The sequence below is a fragment of the Clostridium sp. OF09-36 genome, assembly GCF_003481985.1.
Classification (GTDB): domain Bacteria; phylum Bacillota; class Clostridia; order Lachnospirales; family Lachnospiraceae; genus Brotaphodocola.
Genome location: NZ_QUMD01000003.1, coordinates 50,111 through 69,935 on the forward strand (window position 1 = coordinate 50,111; position 19,825 = coordinate 69,935).

Consider the following 19,825-nt stretch of genomic DNA (forward strand, 5'->3'; position numbering starts at 1 on the left):
ATATGAAAAGTTTTACACACGGTATGGTGACTGCGGCACTGGCAGCATCATTGCTGTTGTCTGGATGTTCGGCAAAGAAAGAACCGGAAACGGGATTTACACCGAGAATGGATAAGGATGCAAAGATCCAGCTGGATATGATCGGTTATTTTGGGAATTTTGAGGCGTTGGATCAGGTCATGAGCGATTTTAACCGCTTTTATCCGAATATCACGTATACCTACCAGCAGGTAGGCGGGAGTAATGAGGTGGCATATTTGCAGGCAAATCCCAACGTTGATGTTATTATGACTTCCAGTGAATTATTAACTCCAAAGGATAGTGCACTTGCAAAATATTGCGTGAATCTGTCGGAGGCAGATGTTGATTTCAGTGCAATAGACCCGCAGATGCTTTCTGCATCCTGTATTGACGGCAAACAGCTTGCAGTTCCCATGGGACAAAATATTTACGGGATGATCGTGAATACATCCCTTCTGGAAAAAGAAGGTCTGGCACTTCCCCAAAATAGAGAGGAATTTCTGGATGTGCTTTCTGCGTTAAAGAAAAAAGGATACAATCCTGTTCAGGGACCAACTGCAAAGGTGTATGCGGAGCTGGTGGCAAATCAGATCTTTTCTGGTCTCTGTGACGGGCAGCCACTGAATAAGGCATTGCAGGAGGGAGACCAGGCAGCAGCCGAAGCGGCTGTTATGCCAGCCGTGGAGCTTGTGGATGAAATTCTTGCGGGCGGTTATACAGATCCTGCGGTCAATGACAGTTACCCGAAGGATAATTATGACCAGGCAATCCTCCGTTTCCTGGAGGGGGATGTGCCATTCTGGGTATGCAATACCGAAAAGGTCGGTGGAATGAAAAAACGGGAATCCAAATCCGAAGCATTCCAGAAGGAACCTTTTTCTTACACGTTTATTTACCCGCCGACCGGGGAGAACGGGGCATACGTTTACCGTGAACTGTGGTGTGGATTTGCGGTGAACAAGGACGGCAGCCATTTGGATTATGCAATGGAGTTCATTCGTTTCCTTTCCACGGAGGAGGAAATCAACAAGATGGCAAACATCAAAGGAGTTCCGTCTGTGGCAAAGAACAGCAGCATCACTGAGAATTATAAACAGGTCCTGGATGCAGAGTTCATTAAGGATGGCAGTGTAAACCTGGGCGAGGTCACGCCGGATATCGTCGAGGCGTGGTATTCCTGTATGACAGGATATGCGGCAGGGGAGTATGTTTCTGCAAAGGATGCGGTAACCGAATTTCTGGATGTGTGTGACCGGGATATGGGGCAGGAGTAAAAATACGGAAAAAGCCCTTTGACTTTTTGAAAAACAGGCAATATAATAGGTGGCGAACGAGTAGCAATAACTGCGTAAATCCAGTTTTTGCTGCTCGTTCTTTTTATTTATGGAAAAAGAAAGGAACAGGAGGATTTGACGAAATGTCAGAAGGTAACAAAATGAAAGAAATGCCAGTGAATAAGCTCATGATCCAGATGGGAATCCCCATAATCTTATCCATGGCACTGCAGGCTGTCTACAACATCGTGGACAGTGTGTTCGTCGGCAATATGAAAACAGGAAGCGAATCGGCATTGAATGCCCTGACACTGGTATTCCCGGTGCAGTTGTCAATATCATTCTGGATCCGATCATGATCTACGGTCTTGGACCAGTACCGGAAATGGGGGTAAGAGGTGCTGCTTATGCAACAGTCATTGGCCAGGTGGTTTCTGCGGTACTGCTGCTCATCTTCCATCTCAGACTGGATCATGAGTTTGAGCATGATATAAAGTATATGAAGCCGGATATGCGGATCATTTCCATCAGTTTCATTTTCGCGGGAATGAATGTGGCGTATCAGGGCATTTACCAGGCACTGGACGGCGGTATAGAGTCTCTGGTGATTTCCCTTTTAAGACAGCTCATCATCATTCTGCCGCTTGCGGGAATCTTCTCTTCACGATGGTGAGACAACCGAGTACGCAAAGCAGTTTATCCGGCAGGAATATGAAAAATACAAAGCTCAGCTGGACCGGAACCGCACGCAGTATAAGATTGTGTCCGAGGTGACAAATGAGGATGGTTCGATCGTGATCGAGATCAAAAAGCAGTATAATTCTACGCCGGTGGGGGATTATCTGAAGTAACAATTTATTTATTTTTACCATGCAATCTGCAGAATAATCTGAAGCGCGTAGCATGCAAAAGCCAGCAATACAGTTGGTACAATAAATTTTAATCCTTTCACAAACTCATCACAGCGGCGGTGAAGTTTCACCAGATTTCCATTCACGGTTTCCCGGTACAATGCGATCAGGCGAAGCCTTGCCGCCTCTTCTTCCATTCTTCGAAATGTTCTTTCCGCATGATATCCGGGTCCATTCGGGTAATCTGCTCGGGCTGCAACAGACGCATGAAAAATACCAGGACAAAAGCATATGCACCCATCACGCCAATGCAGGTTAAAATATATAATACAGAGACAAAAAGCTGCAGTCCATCCTGAGGCTTTTCCAGTTGGGAAAGTCCATTAAACAAGCCAATAATAAATACAAAAAAGAATCCGCAGAATGTAATGGTGATATAGACTTTATTGTCCAGTTTGTTGCTGCGGTCAAACTGGTTTTCATATTCGGTAGTCAGGCTGGTTAATTCCAGTTGGCTTCCGGTTGCAGGATTTTGAGTTGTCGTGTTTGGCATATGTTAGTCATCTCCATTCTTGGATTTTTTCTTGATTTTTCATATAGAGGTATTTATAATAACTATAAAAGAAAACACCCACTCCTGTCATGAGTGCTTTCCTTTTTTAGTATATCATGCGAACATTTGTTTCGCAATCATATTATAAACAATATTGGCTAACAATGAACGAGGGGCGAAAGCTCCTGCAGCCGCCATGCATGGTGGCTGCAGGAACTTTCGCCCCTTTGATACTTACTGTGTGATATTGTTTATTCAGCCAATAGCTTCGCAGTAACCTCATCAAGTTGTTCGCGAATCGCGATATGCTGCGGGCAGACTGCTTCGCACTTACCGCATTTGATGCACTGGTCAGCGCGTTTGCGGCCGTGACTGTCTACCAGCCAGTTCTCCTGGTGCAGGGCACTTGCCTTATCGCCGTAGAGCGTTAAGTAGTTCATGGCGGTAAAGGAACCGGAGATACCGATTTCCATCGGGCATACCTTTGCGCAGTAATTGCAGGTGGTACACGGGATCAACGGGATGCGGTTTAATTCCTCTTGTGCTTTCTTAAGGGTTTCCTTCTGGGCTTCAGTGAGACCGGTAAAGTCTTTCATGTAGGATAAGTTATCCTGCATCTGTGCGACATTGCTCATGCCGGACAGCACGGTGATGACTCCGTCCAGGCTTGCAGCAAAGCGGATTGCCCAGGATGCAACCGAGGAATCCGGTTCTGCATCTTTTAAGATCTTGGCAACGGATTCCGGCGGGGTAGCCAGCATGCCGCCCTTGACCGGCTCCATGATGATGACTGGCTTGCCATGCTTTCTTGCTACTTCATAGCAGGCTCTGGACTGGATGGCCGGGTTCTCCCAGTCAGCATAGTTGATCTGCAGCTGTACGAATTCCATTTCCGGATGTGCAGTTAAGATTGCCTCCAGCTCTTCCGGGGTAGAGTGGAAGGAAAAACCAAGATGTTTGATGAGGCCTTCCTGCTTCTTTTCCGGCAGCCAGTTCCACAGATCAAAACGGTCGAAGAACTCTGTGCGGCTTTCTCCGAGGTTGTGGAGCAGGTAAAAATCAAAATAGCCTGCTCCGGTCTGCTTTAAAGAGGTTTCGAACTGTGCGTGAGCCTCCTCTTTTGTCTTGCAGTTGATCCATGCGGCATTCTTGGTAGCGAGCTGGAAGCTCTCACGCGGATAACGCTCTACCAGTGCCTGACGGATGACATCCTCTGAGCCTGCATAAGCCCATGCAGTATCGAAATAGGTAAATCCGGCATCCATAAACATGTCTACCATCTGTTTTGTCTGTTCTACGTCAATTGTGTTTTCGTCTAATTTCGGCAGGCGCATCAGGCCAAAGCCGAGTTTCTTAATATCATGACCCAGATCACTCATGTTCTCATCCTCCTTAGGGTGCTGTTAATGATAATCAATTATATTTTACAACCCGAAGTTGACTTTACGTCAAGGAATTTTTTGATAATTCGTGTGAATCCAGTTCATTAATAAATGCCTGTACTTGTGGCAGTTCAGCAGATTTTTGAGGATAGAATAGATAGGTTGTGCGGAGAAATGGTTTGGTATTTGCGAAAAAAAGTGGTTTGGTAATTCCTGTAAAATTTTCTAGGCAGCATTGCGGAACAATAGCCCATCCCAGATTATGTCGTACCATTTCTAGGCAAGCTTCTGTGTTGTTGATTGTAATGAAGTTCTCATTTGGAGAAATTTTATTTTCTTCGAGCCAGCGATTCGCGTTTCGTTCAAAAAAAGAATCGGTTTGTCTTCGGATAAAAGGGATTTCTTCTAATGAGTAATTTTCATAGCAGGAACTCATGACAGCAAAAACCTGTTCTTTGAGAAGGACTTTTTTATATTCATTCCAGGGATATTCGCCTGGTAAAATAGCCAAATCATAGTCGCCATTTAACAAACCATTATAAAGAACCCAGCTATGACGAACATTAATTTGTGCAGTAATTTTGGGATAATTTTGTCGGAAGTTCTGCAGGATAGCAGGAAGATAATGGCGAGCATAGTTCATAGAAATACCGGCATGCAGAGTACCACATAAATAACCTTTGGCACTATTTAAATCTTGGCGTAATTGTACCATGATTTTATCTGCTGCAAGTGATGCTTTTAGGGCAATGTCACCTTCGGGTGTAAAACGAATGCCATGACGTGAGCGTATAAGCAGTGTGGTTTCCAGTTCTTTTTCTAACATCTGAATTTGTCTGGTAATTGCAGGTTGGGTTAAGTGTAGGATTTTGGCAGTTTGAGTTACATTTTGGGTTTGATCTAATGTTTTGAGAAGTAGAAAATCTTGTTCGGTCATTTTTTTCTCCTAGTGTTTTTTTGATATAAAAAAAACTGATGAAATATAATAGAATTATATGATTTTACATTATGATAATCAAGTGCTATTCTCAACATAGAGCAAAAAATATTTTGAAAGGGGATATTATGAAACATATTTCAATACCGTATGGAACTGGATATCAAGAGGCAGAACTTGATGATACAAAAGTAGAAGTAGAAATCCTAGACCCAGAAGTAAAGAGTGTGAAAAAGACACCAGATGAGTTGATTGAAATGGCTCTGGACCATCCAATCGGAACAAAGAGATTGGAAGAAATGGTAGTTCCAGATGATAAAATTACGATTATGGTAGATGATCAAACACGGCCAGGTCCCCATGCGAACATGTGCCAGGCATTGATAAAACGTTTGAATACGGCTGGAGTGCCGGATAAAAACATCACCTTTGTAATAGCAACAGGAAGTCATGGTGCGCCGACTAATGAGCAGTTACATACAATTCTTGGAGGTTTAGAGGAAAGAATTCGAGTACACATTCATGACTGTCAAGATGGCACACACGTTTATATGGGAAATACGCCAACGATGGATGTACCAATTTATCTGGATCGTTTTGTTGCAGAGTCTAATTTTATTGTGACAACTGGTTTAATTGCTCCACATCATGTAGCGGGATTTTCTGGTGGAAGAAAAAGCATTGTTCCTGGAGTAGTTAGTTTAGATACTTTGAAAAAACACCATTCACTTCCAATCAGACCTTACGAGCCAGCGATTAATTATTTTGAGGAAAATCCATTTCATAAAATTGCTTTAGAAGCAGCAAGAATGGTACAAGTTAGATTTATTTTAAATGTTGTTCAGGACATTCATAAGCAAATAACAGAAGCAGTTGCGGGAGATTTAGAAGAGGCGCATATGAAAGGAGTAGATTTTTGCCGGAAAGCCAATACGGTTGATGTGCATGGACTGGCAGATGCCGTGATTAGTAGTCCAGGTGGTGCACCACGAGATATTGATCTCTGGCAAAGTCAAAAAGCGTTGTCTGTTTCTGAACTTTTATGTACAGGAAAAAACTGCACATTTATTCTTTGTGCAAAAGCAGAAAAGGGGATTCCTCAATTATTTGTAGATTGGATGACGCAAGCATCGTGTCCACAAGATGTTGTTGAGCGTTTTAGAAAAGAAGGATTTGGGATTGGTAGCAACAAAGCGTTTATGTACGCGCGTGCGTTGATTAAGGGGCGTATTATTTTAGTGAGTGAAGGTTTGACGGAAGAGCAGGCACACAGTGTGATGATGGATTGGGCACCTGATTTACAGACAGCAGTTAATATGGTTATGGAAAAAGAAAAGCCAAAGAAAATTATGGTAGTGCCACGTGCAGTAAACATTATACCGAATATTTTAAACAGAAGTTAACAAGGGAGGGTTATAGATGATTAATCTGATGATAGTTCTTGCCATCGTTGTTTCTATTATTATTGGTTACCGTACAAAAATTAACACAGGTATTGTGGCAATCCTTTTTGCATATGTGATTGGTTGCTTTTTTCTCGGGCTTAAATCTAAAGAGGTGATTGCAATGTGGCCAGTTAGTACCATGTTTTCTATTATGTCGATTACGCTATTTTATGGTATGGGTGTTGTGAACGGAACATTGGAAAAGACAGCACGTTATTTGCTCTATTACATGAGAAATTATAAAAGCGTTTTGCCATTTATTCTGTTTTTAATTGCTGTATTGGTAGGAGGTCTTGGAGCCGGTAATTTTGCAGTAGTTGCATTTATGGCACCATTGTCTATCATGATTTGTCATGAAGCTGGAATTAATATTCTGGCAGCAGCAGTTGCAATCAATGGAGGTTCTCTGGTTGGAGGCAACTTTATGACCAGCAATTTAGGAATTGTTTTCAGACAGCTTGCTGAAGAGGCAACTACAGGAACGCCTTTGGAAGGTTATGCTTCATTTTCAGGTCAATTTTTACATTTTATAGTGTCTTTTTTGTTTTTTGGTATCTTGGTTTTTGCTTTTACAGTATTACTTGGTCGAAAACATACGCAAGAAACTGTAGTGACGATGGAGTGTCCAGAGAAATTTAATACTAAGCAAAAACTTACTTTAAAGTTAATGATTTTAATGTTGGCAATTGTATTAATTATTCCGATTTTTCATATGTTGATACCTGGCAATGGAGTAATTACATATTTGAACAAAAAAGTAGATGTAAGTTTAATGGCTTGTGTATTTGCATTTATAGCACTATGCCTTGACTTGGCACCTCAAAAAGAAGTAATTGCAAAGGTGCCGTGGGGAACTATTGTTATGGTATGTGGTGTTGGCATGCTAGTGCAAGTAGCAATATCAGCAGGAACAATTCAATTACTTGCATCCTGGATAGGAGCAAATGTTCCAGTTGCTGTTGTTCCAGTAGTATTTGCACTGGTTGCAGGTATTATGAGCTTTTTCTCATCCACAATAGGTGTTGTGTGTCCGACTTTATTCCCGTTGATTCCAACAATTGCAGGAGCAACAGGTATTAGTCCGTTAGTATTGTTTACGTGTACACTGGTAGGTTCTCAAAGTACCGCATGTTCACCGTTATCAGCATCGGGAAGTATGATTGTTGGCTCGTGTCCGACTCAAAAAGAACAAAATGAATTATTTGAGGGATTAATTAGCAAAGCAGTACCAATTAGTCTAATTTTTGCTTTAATAGTTGCGGCAATCTTGAGTGTTCTGCTTTAAAGGGAGGTATAGTATGAAAGAAAGAATAGAAGTACCGTATTGTTCAGGTCGTGAGGTCCCGGTGTTTGATTTACCTAGAAATGCTTGTGATACGCATTTCCATATTTTTGATCCAGTGAATTTTCCATATAAACCAGAGGATGTACGTAATCAGCCGCCAGCAACGGTAGATTGTTATAGGATGCTTATGCGCCATATGGGAATTGAAAGATGTGTTATTGTAAACCCGTCCTGCTATGGTACGGATAATAGTTGTACGATTTCTGCGCTCCGACAATTGGGTGAATGCGCCAGAGCTGTTGTGGTAATTAATAGAGATACACCTATGGATTTATTAAAACAGTGGAATGAATATGGAGTAAGGGGAATCCGATTTAATCTGGTAAGCGGTTCCTTGGATCAAATGGAGCAGGCAATGTTTTTGAGTGAAAAAGTAGCAAGATTGGGGTGGCATACACAATTTTTTATGTCACCAGATATTACAGTTAAGATGGAGAAAGAACTGCAGTCGTTTCCGACAACCATTGTATTTGATCATATGGGACATTTACCGGCAGATATAGGGATTCAGCATGAGGCATATAATATTATGCTGTCATTAATTCGTACAAAAAAAGCATATGTGAAATTATCAGGTTTTTATATCAATTCTAAACAAACTGATTTGAATGATATGCTGGCGATTGGTCGTTCGTTTTTGAACGATGCACCAGAGGGGCTGTTATGGGGCACGGATTGGCCGCATCATCATTGTTGGTATCGTCATGAAGCCATGCCAGATGATGCGTACATGCTTGATGGATTAGTTCAGGGGTATGATTCGGAAAAAAACAAAACCCAGATATTTGTAAAAAATCCAGAAGTATTATATAGCTTTGGGAAATAGCGATAACTATAAATGGTGATGCTACATGTTAGTTAAGAGTGCTTGTAATAGTTCTAACGCTTCAGATTTCAAAGTTCTGATAAAAACTAAATAAAATTTCTGGAAACTTGGCAGCGGCAGCACCTGGTAATCCAAACTTTTGCAGGCACGACACCATGCATGGGTGAGATATACCCCCTCGTTTTGTGCAACGAGGTCTAAAATTGTGGATAAGTTTGCTGCTGACCGGATTTTTGGTGCAAAACCAAGTTCCTTAAAAAGCCGGTAGAGATTCTGGCTTTTCCAGGCAGATGCAACCTGTTCTGGTAATAGAAAGAACGAGTCATGAAAACAGGAAATATCTGTTGTATTGGAGCAGGACGCGGCATAAAGGAGCACTTGGGGAATCTCGGCAAACGGCTGTATGGATAGCGGATTTTCGGAGCCATAAAGTTTCCCGGAAGCAGAAAAACGGCTCGGGACCAGTGGTGCTGCAGTCAGGATCAGATCGCAGCGTCCCTGCTCCAGTATTTCTGGCAGTTCCGCTTCTGGATAACAGGCAAACTCCAGATGTACTGGCTTGGGCATAGAGGCAGCGGCGTCGAGAAAGCGGGTACGAAAATGAGACGGATCGACATCATCCGGATAAGCAATCCGAATGATGGTTCCGTCTTTTTTCTGCGCGTTCAGCTTGTTTTTTAATAACGCAAGCTGAAAATGACACTGTTGAAAGTAGTCGTGATAAGCCTGACCAGCCGGGGTCAGGGAAAGTGTGCGGCCGGAGCGGGTAAAAAGGCTGCAGCCAAGTTCTTCTTCTAGCTGCCGGATCTGTTTGCTGATCGCGGGCTGACTCACCGAAAGAACCTGGGCGGCTTCCGTGAAGCTGCCGTGTTTTACGATGGTGAGGAAGTATTGTATTTCCAGACTGTTCATGGATTCTCCTTTGCAGATGGCAGATTAGCCGTTTTCGTGCTTGCGCTGGTGCGGATGTTGGTGCTGCTGCAGATTTGTTACTTCTTTTCTATATAATTCCGTATAGTCTCTTCTGATGCGTTGACGGTTCCCTGCATCATCTCTCCCTTGCCGCCGCCTTTTCCTCCAAGTGTTTCATGGAAGGTCTTAGAGAAGGCCTTCAAGTCTACGGATTCGCTTCCGAGAATATAGCGGTAACCGTCTTCGTCATTTCCCAAAAAGATGCCGCAGATGCCCTGGCATTTGCTTTTTCCCTCGTCTACAAACCGGCGAGCCACGTTTTTGTCCACATCTTTTTTAAAAACGAGATAGTTTTCCACATGCTCTGGGAGGTTTTCCAGAATCTGCTCCATGGCACGGCTCTGCGTCTGGATCAGTTTTTCTCTCCAGGATTTTGCTTCGTCCTGAAGCCGTTTTACGGCCTGGGCGCTTTCTTCGGGCTTTGCGGACAGCATGCGGGAGATTTCGCGGATGTTACTTTCTTTCATGCGGTAATCTTTCAAGGCGCGGAAGCCGCATACCATGGTCACACGGGTGCCGCCTTTGTATTTGATTGCGTCGATCAGGCGGATGATTCCGACTTCACCGGTCAGCTTTACATGTGGTGCGCAGCAGGCGCAGACATCGTAGCCAGGAATTTCAACAATACGTACCTGACCGGTCAGCTCTTTTTTGCTGCGGTACTCCAGCTGCTCCAGCTCTTCTCTGGACGGGTAGGTGACCAGAATCGGAAGATTTTTTACAACGGCTTCGTTTGCCTCTAGCTCGACGTTCTGTAATTCTTCTTCGGTGAATGTCCCGTTAAAGTCCATGGTGACTAGTTCCTGTCCGAGATGGAACCTACGTTGTCATATCCGAATGTGCGGTGCACGATACCGGAGACGATGTGCTCTCCGGTGTGCTGTTGCATTTTGGAAAAGCGCTCCGGGTAATTGATATGTCCGTCAACTTCGGTTTCTGGCTCCAGCGGTTTGTCGGTATAGTGGATAATCTGCTCATTCTTTTCCTGGACATCCAATACCTTTGCATTTCCAAGGATTCCGGTGTCGGCATACTGGCCGCCGCCTTCCGGGAAAAATACGGTCTGGTCAAGAATGACCTCGTAGCAGTTCTTTTTTTCGTTCCATTCGCAGGACATTACGGTTGCATGGCAGCTGTCCTGGTGGCTGTCTTTATAATATAATTTGGTTGTTTCCATAGTCGGTGTTACCGGTCCTTTCTTTGCTGTCATGGTATCTTTCTCATCTTAGAAAATGTTTTTGTCATTTCTTTTGGTTTGGGGATGGTTCGTCTGTATCTGTTTTTAATGCAAACTGGTTTTTCCAGAAATCCAGCAGTCCTTCTTTTTTCATTTTACTAAGCTCTGCCGACAGGGCGCTGCGGTCGACCTCCAGGTAATCTGCAAGCTGCTGGCGGTTGAAGGGAATGGAAAAATTCCGGCTTCCTTCCCTGGCTGCCTGGGCGGAAAAATAGGAGATCAGGCGTCCTCGGATCGATTTTGGAGATGTATGCATGATGCGTTCGGACAATCCGAGATTTTTTCTTGCGGATGCCATGAGCAGATTCCGGATCAGCTGGCTGTGGTGGCTGCAGGTGGTCTGACAGGTGGTCAGTACCCGCCCGATGTCCAGAAACAGAATGTCGGAGTCCTGGTCCGCGACGACATTGACCATGAGCGGTTCGCCGGGAACACAGGCGTAGGTTTCCGCAAAGATCTGTCCCGGTCCGGCATGACCGAAGATACTCCGGTTCCCCAAAAGGTCATCCCGTTCGATGGTCACGCTGCCGGAGAGGACGATTCCGAGGTCCTTCACCAGATCTCCCATATATAAAATGATTTCGCCCTTCTGGAAATGTTTTTCCCTTGCGTAAAAACATTTCATCATTTCGTTTACCTGTTCTGGGGTGCTGCCACGAAACAGGACGGTCTGAGCGAGGAACTGATTATCCATGGCATTTCCTTTCTTCTCGAAAATGTTGTTCTAACAACATCTTTATGAGACTCATTATAGTATAATCTGCCTGTACAAGCAAGAAAACAACAAAAAGAATATTCACATATCGATTTTTTATTAGGAGGAAGAGAACATGGTTCGAAGAGTGATTCATATTGACCAGGAGAAATGCAACGGCTGCGGTATCTGTGCCAATGCCTGCCACGAGGGAGCAATCGGGATTGTAGATGGAAAGGCACAGCTTTTGCGCGATGATTACTGCGATGGACTTGGCGACTGTCTGCCGACCTGCCCGACCGGAGCAATCACTTTTGTAGAGCGGGAGGCGGCTGCCTACGATGAAGCTGCCGTGAAAGCGCATATGGAACGCCGCAAGCAGGAGCAGGCTGCCACTCAGGCATCAGACACACACAGCAGCGCTGTTCAGGAAGCATCTGCATCTACCGGATGTCCGGGAAGCCGCGCGCGTCAGATCGTTCATGATGAGACTCCGGCATCTACCGGATGTCCGGGAAGCCGCGCGCGTCAGATCGTGCATGAGGAAACCCCGGCATTCACCGGATGTCCGGGAAGCCGTTCGCAGCAGATCGACCACGCGGAGGAAGCAGCAGAGGCAGCGCAGAATGAGGCAGCAGCACCATTTTCCATGCAGTCCCAGCTGACAAACTGGCCGGTACAGATCAAGCTGGCGCCGGTGCGTGCACCTTACTTTAATCATGCACGCCTGCTCATTGCAGCTGACTGTACCGCTTATGCGTATGCAAATTTTCACCAGGAATTCTTAAAAGGCAAGGTGGCTCTGATCGGCTGTCCGAAGCTGGATGATGTGGATTACAGTGAAAAACTGACCGAGATCATCCGCAACAACGATATCCAGAGTGTCACCATTGTCCGCATGGAGGTTCCTTGCTGCGGCGGTCTGCAGCATGCAGCTATGACGGCGCTGCAGAACAGCGGAAAGTTCATTCCGTGGCAGGTTGTTACGATTTCTATCGACGGAAAGATTTTGGACCAGGCATTCTAAGCAGGTCGCTTTATGGCTGACACTGTGAGAAACGTCTCATTTTAATGAAATTTTTTGGCTCGTTTCCCGGAGTTAACTGTGGCGGCTTTTCCTTGCAAACTGTCTGGTGCAATGATAGAATGAGAGCAGATACGGAGCAGTTATAAGTTATAGGCGAGAGAAAACGTTATGACTGTTTTCAGAAACGTATCACCAGTAACAGATAAACGGAGGAAAAAATTATGAGATTACGCCACATCCGGGGCGCAGAGGAAGCCATTACGAGCAGTCCTTTCGTCATTCAGGAGCCGAAAGAGCATCGTGGCCATTTTAATGAGTTGTTTGGCAATGCAAATCCGATCGAGATCGAGGTTGGAATGGGAAAAGGCAAGTTCATCATGGAACTGGCGCAGAAACACCCGGAGACGAATTTCATCGGCATCGAGCGTTATTCCAGCGTGTTGTTGCGGGCGCTTCAGAAGCGGGAAGAGCTGGAGATTCCCAATATATATTTCATGTGTGTGGACGCAAAAGAGCTGGGCGAGATTTTTGCGCCCGGGGAAGTCGAAAAGATTTACTTAAACTTCTCGGATCCGTGGCCAAAGGACCGTCACGCAAAGCGCCGCCTGACTTCACCGGATTTCATGAAGGTGTATGACCAGGTTCTTGCAAAGGACGGCTGTGTGGAATTCAAGACGGATAACCAGGATCTGTTCACCTATTCTCTGGAGGCAATTCCGGAGGCAGGATGGAAAATCGAGGCATTTACCCGAGACCTTCATCACAGCGATATGGCTGAGGGCAATGTCATGACCGAGTATGAGACTAAGTTTTCTGCAATGGGGAATCCCATCTGCAAGCTGATTGCAAGCCGCTAGGCGATGCTGACCGTTGCTGGCATATTGGAGGTCAGGAAATGCCGTGTGCGGCGGAATCAAAAGCGGGCGGACCAAAGCAGAATCTGCAGGATGCAGGCATCTGCGATAAAAATGAGATGCTGTCAGGACCGGATATGTGAGTGAATAAGTCAGATCTGCATATACTATCGGTAAAGAAATGCTGCTGTTCATGGGCAGGAATTTCCTGAGTGGAAAATCCCGCTGCTAAGTGCGCCTGCCGCGAACGGCAGCATAGAAACCGGTGATGCATATGTCAATCAAGAAAAAACTGGTCCGCTGTCTGCGCAGTGCTACCTGCGATAAGGAAGCCTTAAACCGCCGCATTTTAAAATGGCGCAAGTGTTTCAAAGAGGTGGAAAAGGAGCTGAACCGCTGCAAGAAATGCTGACATGCGATATGCAGACGAAAACCTGGATATTGCAGCAGTACACAGATGGCAGGAGTCAGATAGCATCCGAGACAGATACACAGGGAAACATATAGCGGAAGAAAAGGAGGAACTATACTATATGGAAAGAAAATTTACATCTGAGAATTTTGAAGCTGAGGTATTAAAATCAGAAAAGCCGGTTCTGGTAGATTTTTATGCAGACTGGTGTGGTCCGTGTAAGATGATGGCACCGGCAGTTGAGGAACTGGCAAACGAGCAGGACGATGTGATCGTCGGAAAGCTGAATGTGGACTTCGCTCCGGAGCTTGCCCGTACCTACAAAGTATTCTCGATTCCTACCCTAATTCTGTTTAAAAATGGAGAAGCCGTGGAAAAACGCGTTGGCGTCCAGAGTAAGGCAGAGCTGGAAATGCTGATAAAATAAGGCTTTTTGCCCCATCAAAAGTCGACCGGAAAAAAATTTGAAAAAAATTTAAAAAAAGTGTTGACTTTTGGTGGGACTTAGGATAGAATAATGAACGTGCCGCTGAGACAGCAACAAACAAGCGGGACAGAAAAAATTAAATAAGCGCCTTTAGCTCAGTTGGTAGAGCAGTAGACTCTTAATCTATTTGTCCAGGGTTCGAGTCCCTGAAGGCGCATTATAAAGGCACTGATTTTGCAGACAGAGAGCTGCGGGGTCGGTGTTTTTTGCTATATAGATTTTGCGGCAGCATTAGAACTGAAATTCAGAAAGGGGATACATTCCAATGAAAATCCTGCACAATCTGCTTGGTATTTTATGTGGCTTTGCGCTGATGATCATCTTACTGATCACTTCGATTGAAGCGGTTACTTACTGGACTCCGGGTTATTACGAAAAAGAATATGCGAAATATGGTGTTTTGCAGGATGTTCATATGGAAATGAATGATCTTTTGGATGTTACGGACCAGATGATGGCATATCTGCGTGGAAACCGGGAAGATCTTCATGTCCCGACTGTGGTGGACGGGCAGCCCCGTGAATTTTTCAACGACCGGGAAATTGCCCATATGGAGGATGTGAGAGGATTGTTTTTGGGTGGACTTGCTCTTCGCCGGATCAGTATTGGGTTGATCGTATTCTGTGTGGTCCTGCTGTTTGCACGGAAAGCAGATGTGCGCTGGGTGCTGCCGAAAATGATCTGCGCAGGATCAGCCTTGTTTTTTGCAGTGCTGGCGATCCTTGCTGCAATCATATCCACAGATTTCAATAAATATTTTATCATCTTCCATCATATCTTTTTCAATAATGACTTATGGCTGCTGAATCCGGATACGGATCTTCTGATCAATATTGTTCCGGAGCCATTCTTTATGGACACGGCCGCGCGCATTGCCGTAACTTATGGAGTATCTGTTCTTGCAGTATTTGCAATTTGTCTCATTATCCTTTATTATAATGATAGAAGGGGTAAAAAAACGAAAATCTGATGCAGGTTTGCCTGTGAATTGGTTTTCGATCGCACGCCCCAAGATTATAAGAATATCGCCGGACAAGGAAAACACATCCTTGCCCGGCTTTTTGGGAGATAAAACAGAATGAAACGAATACTGACTCTATTACTATGCCTGACTTTGCTCACCGGCATCTCTGCTTCACCGGCACTGGCGGCTCCAGACTGGCCGTCGAATGTTTCGGTGGAAGCGGAAGGCGCCATTCTTATGGATGCCCGTTCCGGAGCCGTTCTTTATGGAAAAAACTTACATGCAGTGTATTATCCGGCCAGCATCACCAAGATCCTGACTGCCTGATCGTCATTGAGCACTGCAACCTGGATGATGTAGTGACCTTTTCCCATGATGCGATCTACAGTGTGGAGCAGGGAAGCAGCAGTGCGGGAATGGACGTAGGCGACAAGATGACGGTGCGGGATTGTCTGTATGCCATGCTGCTGAAATCGGCGAATGAGGTTGCCAACGCACTGGCAGAGCATACTGCCGGTTCTATCAAAAATTTTGCAGTTTTGATGAATGCCAAGGCAAAGGAACTGGGATGTCAGGAGAGTCATTTTAACAATCCGAGCGGACTGAACGACCCGCAGCACTATACCTCAGCTTATGACATGGCGCTGATCGCGCAGGCCGCTTTTCAGAATGAGACGTTTGTCACCATTGATTCCAGTCTTTATTACGATCTGCCGCCGACCAGACACAATCCGGACGGATTCCGGGTGTATCCGGGACATCGTATGTTAAAGAAAAATGCGCCGCAGTATTATGCAGGCGTGATCGGCGGCAAAACCGGTTATACCACGCTGGCCGGAAATACATTGGTAACGTGTGCGGAAAAAAATGGAATGAAGCTGATCACGGTGATCTTAAATGGTCATCAGACGCATTACAGTGATACCAAAGCCCTGTTGGAGTTTGGATTTGCTAATTTTCAGTCAGTGAACATTGCGGATGCGGACAGCACGTATTCCTCAGTCTCAAATGACATGACCATTGCCGGACTTCCGGCGGCGGACTTGTCTGTGCTGCATATGCAGAAAGAATGCTATGTGACACTGCCGAAAACGGCAGATATTTCGGAAGCCCAGTCTTCGATCAGTTATGATCTGCCGGAGTCTGCCCCGTCTGCAGCGGTGGCCCGCATTTCCTATCAGTATAATGACCGTCAGATTGGGGCAAGTTATCTGCTGCACAAGGAGACCGCGGAGGAAACAGAACAGGCCGTTGCAAGCGTTCAGGTAGAAACGAATGCGGAAACAGAAACCGGATTGGCAGAGGAAAGCAATGCATCTGTGGGAGCAGGAAGCCGTCAGAGTGCACAGACGGAAAGCGGATTGGAGGCAGAGACTTCTTTTGATCAGGATCCGCTTGCACTTGCCGAAACGGATCCGCTGGCATCTTCCGAAGCCGAAGAAAAGCAAAGTCCTTTTGGAAAGCGCAAGACAGGGTTCCATCTGAATATTCCTCCGGCATTCTGGATCATTGTTGGAGCAGCTGCGGTGGCTGCGATCATTGGTTCCGGACTCCTCACGGCAAAATACCGGATCGAGAAACGGGAAGAGGAAGAGCGCTCCGCGCGCTATGAGCGCCGCAAGCAGCGTCTGCAGGATATTGGCATGACGACCTCGGAATTTGACATGATGCTTCAGCAGAAACGTTCCGATTCCGCGTTAAAGCAGACGAAAGAAAAACACAGACCGAAAAAACATAAATCATTTCTGGACGATCCGAAGAAGTATTATTAAACCGGTTTCATGGTCTGCAATAAAAAACTTCCGTAATCTGAGAATAGATCACGGAAGTTTTTTTGTGCGTTTTTGTTTTCGTTTTGCACGGTTTCGTTCTGCACGTTTTTTGCGGACATCTTCTTTTCGCTGCAGGATCGCCTGTGCGCCTTCTTCGTCCGTCAGCTTTAAGGTTTTTACTACGAATACCGATTCGTCCTCTACTTTTTTCATGCGGATCTTGCCTTTGAGGAATCCATGTTCCGGACAGAGCGCCAGGGCAAAATAGGTTTTCTGGTTTGGTGTAAACCAGCGGACTTTTTTGCGCAGCATACGGCCGCAGCGGTAGCACATCATCTCGGTGACGTTCTTGCTTGCCATGGCATCTTCTTTGGTGTCAAAGACCCGGGAAACATATTTGGAGTAGCCGGGAAAGGTTATGCGGATTTCTTCTTTCCTATTAGAAGGAAGGCGGTAATAATCGACGGACAAAAATGGCAGAATTGTCTCTGGTCCTGGCGTGTTTCCAAGCATGGTGAGCAGTTTCCCCGTGTAGTAAGCGTCGTCTAAGGCCCGGTGAAAGGGACGCGCTTCCATAAGCTGTTGTTCTTCTACGGCAGAGTCCAGGGAAATTCTTGCATTGTCGCGGCAGAAAAGCCCGTAAAGCTTTTGTACGTCATAATAAAAAAGTGGTTTCGGAAAAGGATTTTCCATGTGGTAAAAATCCATATTCCGCTGCAGTTCTAACAGATCCATGTTTCCCCAGGTACAGAATACGGCATCCTCCCCACACCAGGAAAGAAACTCCGCAGCGGCATCCGGAAACAGATTGCCATCTTTTTGCAATTCCTTCATATTCATATGGGTCACTTCGGAGATTGCGTGATGCATCTGTGTGTAGACCTGCGGGCGGATGAGCCGGTGGAATTCGTCAGTCATCTGAAATGCTTCATTCAGTTTTACAGCCCCGATTTCGATAATTTCAAAGGGGAAATGCGGAATGGATTTTTCTTTTCCATTTGCGCTCTGATTCCATTCTAAGTCAAATACAATGTAGTTCTTCATAATGGAATTATTATAGCATACCCGTTGCAGTTTGCCTAGGGCGGGAATTTGCTGCTGTTTGCGTCTTGCAGGAACTTACAGTTTCCTTACAATACGAAAAACAATGCTTTTTTGCGTGCGCAATTTTGCCGGATATAGTATAATTGTAGTAAATATTATGTTATGGTGCCGGGCACGTATGCGTGCACAGGAACGAAAAATAACGGTGTACAAAGGAGGGATTCTTTATGGCAGGTGGAAACAGCAGCTGGGAGAAGATCCAGCAGGGCGTGAACGATACAGAACGGCTGATTGTTCAGAGAGAGTACAATGCTTCTATGATGAAAGCACGTCAGACTCTGGAATTTATGGTAAAAAATCTGGCAGATCAGGCAGGCATCCTGGACGAGAGCGATTTAAAAAACATGATCGATGCGCTTTATGAAAACCGTTGGATCTCCAAGACCACGTGTGAGAACTATCATAAGATCCGGATGATCGGCAACAAAGCAGCTCATGAGGGCGATGCAAATGCCTACAGCGCGAATCAGGCGTACCACATGCTTTCTCAGGAAATGTACACGTTCGCAGATGAATACCGCAAGGCAAGAAAAGGAGGAAAAACGCTCACAAGACCGGTAGTGACGCAGAAATCTTCCAGCCAGTCTTATACTGCACTACACGAAAGGGTACGGCGGGTACTGGCCGCGCAAATACGGGGAATTCTTCTGGAACAGCACGAAACGGCAAAGGAAACGCAGCTGCCGCAGGCAGAACTTATGCAGGAACACGAAGCAGCAGCGCTGAATCTTCCCGGAGCCGAAGACGTTCGGGAGGCCGGAATGCTTCCTTTTCGCTTTATAATCTGCTGAAGCTTCTGGTACCGGTGCTCTGTATCGTCCTTTTGCTTCTGGTCGTGAAGGTTGTGAAGCCGGAACGCCAGACAAAGGAAACCGAAGGTCCGACTGCTGTGGAAACCATGGAAACAACGGAAGCTGCGCCAAAAGAGACGGAAAGCACAGGACCGGTTTACCGTACTACGGATGTTTTGAATGTCCGTCCGGAGCCAAGTACCTCTTCGGAGCGGATCGGTCAGCTGAATGCGGGCGTGACCGTGGAATATGTGCGCGCCCACGATGCTGACTGGGCCGTGATCCTCTACAACGGGCAGGAGGCGTATGTGGCAAGCCGGTATCTGCAGGAAGAGTAACCATATATTTAACAACATGATTTCTACAGCCTTGCAATGCGATTTCGGCACTTTGACAAAAAAACATCGTTAAAAAAATGTTATTCTTTCATTTTCACTATGGAGTTTTTGGGGCAAAAGAGTATGATGTTAGCAGAGCGCTTATGACAGATATAATAAAATACCTATAGAATGGATACTTATATATTGAGTATGAGTGCAATCAAAAAGACAAGGAGGAGCAAGATGGATACCGTGATCAAGAGGATATCGGAGATTGAAAAAGCTGCTGTGACCGTCATGGATGATGCCGCTGCACGTAAGAAAGCGTTTGCGGCTGAGATGGAAGAAAAAACACGGCAGTTCGACCAGACAGCAGATGCCGAGACAGAAAAAAAGGTGCAGGATCTTCGTCAGGAGATGGAAAGCCGGATGAAGTCTGAATTGTCTAAGCAGAAGGCACAGGCTGAGGCGCAGCTTGTGCGGATGGAAAAAAATTATGAGCTTCATCATGAAACGTATGTGAAGAAGCTGTTTCAGGAACTAATAAGGGAGTGATC

At 45.5% G+C, this 19,825-nt stretch carries 26 protein-coding genes and 1 tRNA gene; 18 read left to right on the plus strand and 9 right to left on the minus strand.

Translation table 11 applies throughout. The features are described from left to right. Positions 1–2: 2 nt before the first annotated feature. The 4 genes from DXA97_RS03540 (at position 3) to DXA97_RS03550 (ending at position 2,146) form a co-directional block, all read left to right on the plus strand. The gene (locus DXA97_RS03540; protein WP_118718586.1) at positions 3–1,295 is read left to right on the plus strand and encodes an ABC transporter substrate-binding protein; all 1,293 of its coding nucleotides are present in this window, start codon (positions 3–5) and stop codon (positions 1,293–1,295) included. Positions 1,296–1,438: 143 nt separating this feature from the next. After that, positions 1,439–1,654 carry a hypothetical protein gene (locus DXA97_RS21855; protein WP_347561438.1) on the plus strand — a complete coding sequence of 72 codons (216 nt, stop codon included), beginning with the start codon at positions 1,439–1,441 and terminating at the stop codon, positions 1,652–1,654. Continuing rightward, positions 1,651–1,968 (plus strand): hypothetical protein, encoded by a 318-nt coding sequence (locus tag DXA97_RS21860; RefSeq protein WP_347561439.1) that lies wholly within the window; start codon positions 1,651–1,653, stop codon positions 1,966–1,968. The genes DXA97_RS21855 and DXA97_RS21860 overlap by 4 nt, the downstream gene beginning before the upstream one ends. Further along, on the plus strand, positions 1,940–2,146 hold the full coding sequence (locus DXA97_RS03550; protein ID WP_118718587.1) for a hypothetical protein: 207 nt from the start codon (positions 1,940–1,942) through the stop codon (positions 2,144–2,146). Before DXA97_RS21860 ends, DXA97_RS03550 begins: the two co-directional genes overlap by 29 nt. A 14-nt stretch (positions 2,147–2,160) precedes the next feature. Here DXA97_RS03550 and DXA97_RS03555 read toward each other — a convergent pair whose 3' ends face one another. The 4 genes from DXA97_RS03555 to DXA97_RS03570 form a co-directional block, all read right to left on the minus strand. After that, positions 2,161–2,343, minus strand: coding sequence for a hypothetical protein (locus tag DXA97_RS03555; RefSeq protein WP_118718588.1), 183 nt, complete (start codon positions 2,341–2,343; stop codon positions 2,161–2,163). Then, positions 2,313–2,699, minus strand: coding sequence for a hypothetical protein (locus tag DXA97_RS03560; RefSeq protein ID WP_118718589.1), 387 nt, complete (start codon positions 2,697–2,699; stop codon positions 2,313–2,315). Before DXA97_RS03560 ends, DXA97_RS03555 begins: the two co-directional genes overlap by 31 nt. 251 nt (positions 2,700–2,950) lie before the next feature. Beyond that, positions 2,951–4,078, minus strand: coding sequence for an aldo/keto reductase (locus tag DXA97_RS03565; protein WP_118718590.1), 1,128 nt, complete (start codon positions 4,076–4,078; stop codon positions 2,951–2,953). A gap of 64 nt (positions 4,079–4,142) precedes the next feature. Beyond that, positions 4,143–5,018 (minus strand): LysR family transcriptional regulator, encoded by an 876-nt coding sequence (locus DXA97_RS03570; protein WP_118718591.1) that lies wholly within the window; start codon positions 5,016–5,018, stop codon positions 4,143–4,145. A 128-nt stretch (positions 5,019–5,146) separates the two neighbouring features. On the opposite strand from DXA97_RS03570, the gene larA reads away from it, so the two are divergent. The 3 genes from larA to DXA97_RS03585 are packed head-to-tail and all read left to right on the plus strand — an operon-like array spanning position 5,147 to position 8,634. Then, positions 5,147–6,421: a nickel-dependent lactate racemase gene (larA, locus tag DXA97_RS03575; protein ID WP_118718592.1), complete on the plus strand. Its 1,275-nt coding sequence runs from the start codon at positions 5,147–5,149 to the stop codon at positions 6,419–6,421. Between the two features lie 16 nt (positions 6,422–6,437). Then, positions 6,438–7,748 (plus strand): SLC13 family permease, encoded by a 1,311-nt coding sequence (locus DXA97_RS03580; RefSeq protein WP_118718593.1) that lies wholly within the window; start codon positions 6,438–6,440, stop codon positions 7,746–7,748. Positions 7,749–7,761: 13 nt separating this feature from the next. After that, a complete protein-coding gene (locus DXA97_RS03585; RefSeq protein ID WP_118718594.1) occupies positions 7,762–8,634 on the plus strand; it encodes an amidohydrolase family protein in 873 nt (290 codons plus the stop codon). Positions 8,635–8,655: 21 nt separating this feature from the next. On the opposite strand, the gene DXA97_RS03590 is transcribed toward DXA97_RS03585, so the two are convergent. The 4 genes from DXA97_RS03590 to DXA97_RS03600 all read right to left on the minus strand — a co-directional run bounded on the left by DXA97_RS03590 (position 8,656) and on the right by DXA97_RS03600 (position 11,537). Next, on the minus strand, positions 8,656–9,546 hold the full coding sequence (locus tag DXA97_RS03590; RefSeq protein ID WP_118718595.1) for a LysR family transcriptional regulator: 891 nt from the start codon (positions 9,544–9,546) through the stop codon (positions 8,656–8,658). A 77-nt stretch (positions 9,547–9,623) separates the two neighbouring features. Continuing rightward, positions 9,624–10,397: a DHHA1 domain-containing protein gene (locus DXA97_RS03595; protein WP_243107546.1), complete on the minus strand. Its 774-nt coding sequence runs from the start codon at positions 10,395–10,397 to the stop codon at positions 9,624–9,626. 5 nt (positions 10,398–10,402) lie between these two features. Next, positions 10,403–10,816, minus strand: coding sequence for an alanine--tRNA ligase-related protein (locus DXA97_RS20700; protein ID WP_243107547.1), 414 nt, complete (start codon positions 10,814–10,816; stop codon positions 10,403–10,405). Positions 10,817–10,847: 31 nt separating this feature from the next. Then, entirely contained in the window at positions 10,848–11,537 is a 690-nt protein-coding gene (locus tag DXA97_RS03600; protein ID WP_118718596.1) for a Crp/Fnr family transcriptional regulator, read from the minus strand. A 136-nt stretch (positions 11,538–11,673) separates the two neighbouring features. Between DXA97_RS03600 and DXA97_RS03605 the strand changes: the two genes are divergently transcribed. From DXA97_RS03605 to DXA97_RS03630, 8 genes are all read left to right on the plus strand, one after another. Further along, positions 11,674–12,564, plus strand: a complete 891-nt coding sequence (locus DXA97_RS03605) for a 4Fe-4S binding protein (RefSeq protein WP_118718597.1) — start codon at positions 11,674–11,676, stop codon at positions 12,562–12,564. Positions 12,565–12,785: 221 nt separating this feature from the next. Further along, positions 12,786–13,421: a tRNA (guanosine(46)-N7)-methyltransferase TrmB gene (trmB, locus tag DXA97_RS03610; RefSeq protein WP_118718598.1), complete on the plus strand. Its 636-nt coding sequence runs from the start codon at positions 12,786–12,788 to the stop codon at positions 13,419–13,421. A gap of 271 nt (positions 13,422–13,692) precedes the next feature. Next, positions 13,693–13,830, plus strand: a complete 138-nt coding sequence (locus DXA97_RS20015; protein WP_154106737.1) for a hypothetical protein — start codon at positions 13,693–13,695, stop codon at positions 13,828–13,830. A 1-nt stretch (position 13,831) separates the two neighbouring features. Further along, positions 13,832–14,257 (plus strand): thioredoxin, encoded by a 426-nt coding sequence (trxA, locus tag DXA97_RS03615; protein ID WP_347561441.1) that lies wholly within the window; start codon positions 13,832–13,834, stop codon positions 14,255–14,257. Between the two features lie 144 nt (positions 14,258–14,401). Beyond that, positions 14,402–14,474 (plus strand) — tRNA-Lys (locus DXA97_RS03620). 108 nt (positions 14,475–14,582) lie between these two features. Then, positions 14,583–15,287 (plus strand): TIGR01906 family membrane protein, encoded by a 705-nt coding sequence (locus DXA97_RS03625; RefSeq protein ID WP_118718599.1) that lies wholly within the window; start codon positions 14,583–14,585, stop codon positions 15,285–15,287. 108 nt (positions 15,288–15,395) lie between these two features. Then, a complete protein-coding gene (locus DXA97_RS21480) occupies positions 15,396–15,608 on the plus strand; it encodes a hypothetical protein (protein WP_279221127.1) in 213 nt (70 codons plus the stop codon). A gap of 32 nt (positions 15,609–15,640) precedes the next feature. Continuing rightward, positions 15,641–17,053: a D-alanyl-D-alanine carboxypeptidase gene (locus tag DXA97_RS03630; RefSeq protein WP_279221128.1), complete on the plus strand. Its 1,413-nt coding sequence runs from the start codon at positions 15,641–15,643 to the stop codon at positions 17,051–17,053. Between the two features lie 48 nt (positions 17,054–17,101). On the opposite strand, the gene DXA97_RS03635 is transcribed toward DXA97_RS03630, so the two are convergent. Next, positions 17,102–18,097 carry a 3'-5' exonuclease gene (locus DXA97_RS03635; RefSeq protein WP_118718600.1) on the minus strand — a complete coding sequence of 332 codons (996 nt, stop codon included), beginning with the start codon at positions 18,095–18,097 and terminating at the stop codon, positions 17,102–17,104. A 227-nt stretch (positions 18,098–18,324) separates the two neighbouring features. On the opposite strand from DXA97_RS03635, the gene DXA97_RS03640 reads away from it, so the two are divergent. From DXA97_RS03640 to DXA97_RS03650, 3 genes are all read left to right on the plus strand, one after another. Further along, a complete protein-coding gene (locus DXA97_RS03640) occupies positions 18,325–18,948 on the plus strand; it encodes a DUF4145 domain-containing protein (protein WP_118718601.1) in 624 nt (207 codons plus the stop codon). Positions 18,949–18,962: 14 nt separating this feature from the next. Next, positions 18,963–19,286 (plus strand): SH3 domain-containing protein, encoded by a 324-nt coding sequence (locus tag DXA97_RS03645; protein WP_118718602.1) that lies wholly within the window; start codon positions 18,963–18,965, stop codon positions 19,284–19,286. A 225-nt stretch (positions 19,287–19,511) separates the two neighbouring features. Beyond that, a complete protein-coding gene (locus DXA97_RS03650; protein ID WP_118718603.1) occupies positions 19,512–19,823 on the plus strand; it encodes an ATPase in 312 nt (103 codons plus the stop codon). Positions 19,824–19,825: the final 2 nt, after the last annotated feature.

What these genes read in the sequence shown, in the direction of transcription:
- DXA97_RS03540 (WP_118718586.1), top strand. Translation starts at nt 3, where the DNA reads ATGAAAAGTTTTACACACGGTATGGTGACTGCGGCACTGGCAGCATCA.
- DXA97_RS21855 (WP_347561438.1), top strand. Translation starts at nt 1,439, where the DNA reads ATGTCAGAAGGTAACAAAATGAAAGAAATGCCAGTGAATAAGCTCATG.
- DXA97_RS21860 (WP_347561439.1), top strand. Translation starts at nt 1,651, where the DNA reads ATGATCTACGGTCTTGGACCAGTACCGGAAATGGGGGTAAGAGGTGCT.
- DXA97_RS03555 (WP_118718588.1), bottom strand. Translation starts at nt 2,343, where the DNA reads ATGGAAGAAGAGGCGGCAAGGCTTCGCCTGATCGCATTGTACCGGGAA.
- DXA97_RS03560 (WP_118718589.1), bottom strand. Translation starts at nt 2,699, where the DNA reads ATGCCAAACACGACAACTCAAAATCCTGCAACCGGAAGCCAACTGGAA.
- DXA97_RS03565 (WP_118718590.1), bottom strand. Translation starts at nt 4,078, where the DNA reads ATGAGTGATCTGGGTCATGATATTAAGAAACTCGGCTTTGGCCTGATG.
- DXA97_RS03570 (WP_118718591.1), bottom strand. Translation starts at nt 5,018, where the DNA reads ATGACCGAACAAGATTTTCTACTTCTCAAAACATTAGATCAAACCCAA.
- larA (WP_118718592.1), top strand. Translation starts at nt 5,147, where the DNA reads ATGAAACATATTTCAATACCGTATGGAACTGGATATCAAGAGGCAGAA.
- DXA97_RS03580 (WP_118718593.1), top strand. Translation starts at nt 6,438, where the DNA reads ATGATTAATCTGATGATAGTTCTTGCCATCGTTGTTTCTATTATTATT.
- DXA97_RS03585 (WP_118718594.1), top strand. Translation starts at nt 7,762, where the DNA reads ATGAAAGAAAGAATAGAAGTACCGTATTGTTCAGGTCGTGAGGTCCCG.
- DXA97_RS03590 (WP_118718595.1), bottom strand. Translation starts at nt 9,546, where the DNA reads ATGAACAGTCTGGAAATACAATACTTCCTCACCATCGTAAAACACGGC.
- DXA97_RS03595 (WP_243107546.1), bottom strand. Translation starts at nt 10,397, where the DNA reads ATGGACTTTAACGGGACATTCACCGAAGAAGAATTACAGAACGTCGAG.
- DXA97_RS20700 (WP_243107547.1), bottom strand. Translation starts at nt 10,816, where the DNA reads ATGACAGCAAAGAAAGGACCGGTAACACCGACTATGGAAACAACCAAA.
- DXA97_RS03600 (WP_118718596.1), bottom strand. Translation starts at nt 11,537, where the DNA reads ATGGATAATCAGTTCCTCGCTCAGACCGTCCTGTTTCGTGGCAGCACC.
- DXA97_RS03605 (WP_118718597.1), top strand. Translation starts at nt 11,674, where the DNA reads ATGGTTCGAAGAGTGATTCATATTGACCAGGAGAAATGCAACGGCTGC.
- trmB (WP_118718598.1), top strand. Translation starts at nt 12,786, where the DNA reads ATGAGATTACGCCACATCCGGGGCGCAGAGGAAGCCATTACGAGCAGT.
- DXA97_RS20015 (WP_154106737.1), top strand. Translation starts at nt 13,693, where the DNA reads ATGTCAATCAAGAAAAAACTGGTCCGCTGTCTGCGCAGTGCTACCTGC.
- trxA (WP_347561441.1), top strand. Translation starts at nt 13,832, where the DNA reads ATGCGATATGCAGACGAAAACCTGGATATTGCAGCAGTACACAGATGG.
- DXA97_RS03625 (WP_118718599.1), top strand. Translation starts at nt 14,583, where the DNA reads ATGAAAATCCTGCACAATCTGCTTGGTATTTTATGTGGCTTTGCGCTG.
- DXA97_RS21480 (WP_279221127.1), top strand. Translation starts at nt 15,396, where the DNA reads ATGAAACGAATACTGACTCTATTACTATGCCTGACTTTGCTCACCGGC.
- DXA97_RS03635 (WP_118718600.1), bottom strand. Translation starts at nt 18,097, where the DNA reads ATGAAGAACTACATTGTATTTGACTTAGAATGGAATCAGAGCGCAAAT.
- DXA97_RS03640 (WP_118718601.1), top strand. Translation starts at nt 18,325, where the DNA reads ATGGCAGGTGGAAACAGCAGCTGGGAGAAGATCCAGCAGGGCGTGAAC.
- DXA97_RS03650 (WP_118718603.1), top strand. Translation starts at nt 19,512, where the DNA reads ATGGATACCGTGATCAAGAGGATATCGGAGATTGAAAAAGCTGCTGTG.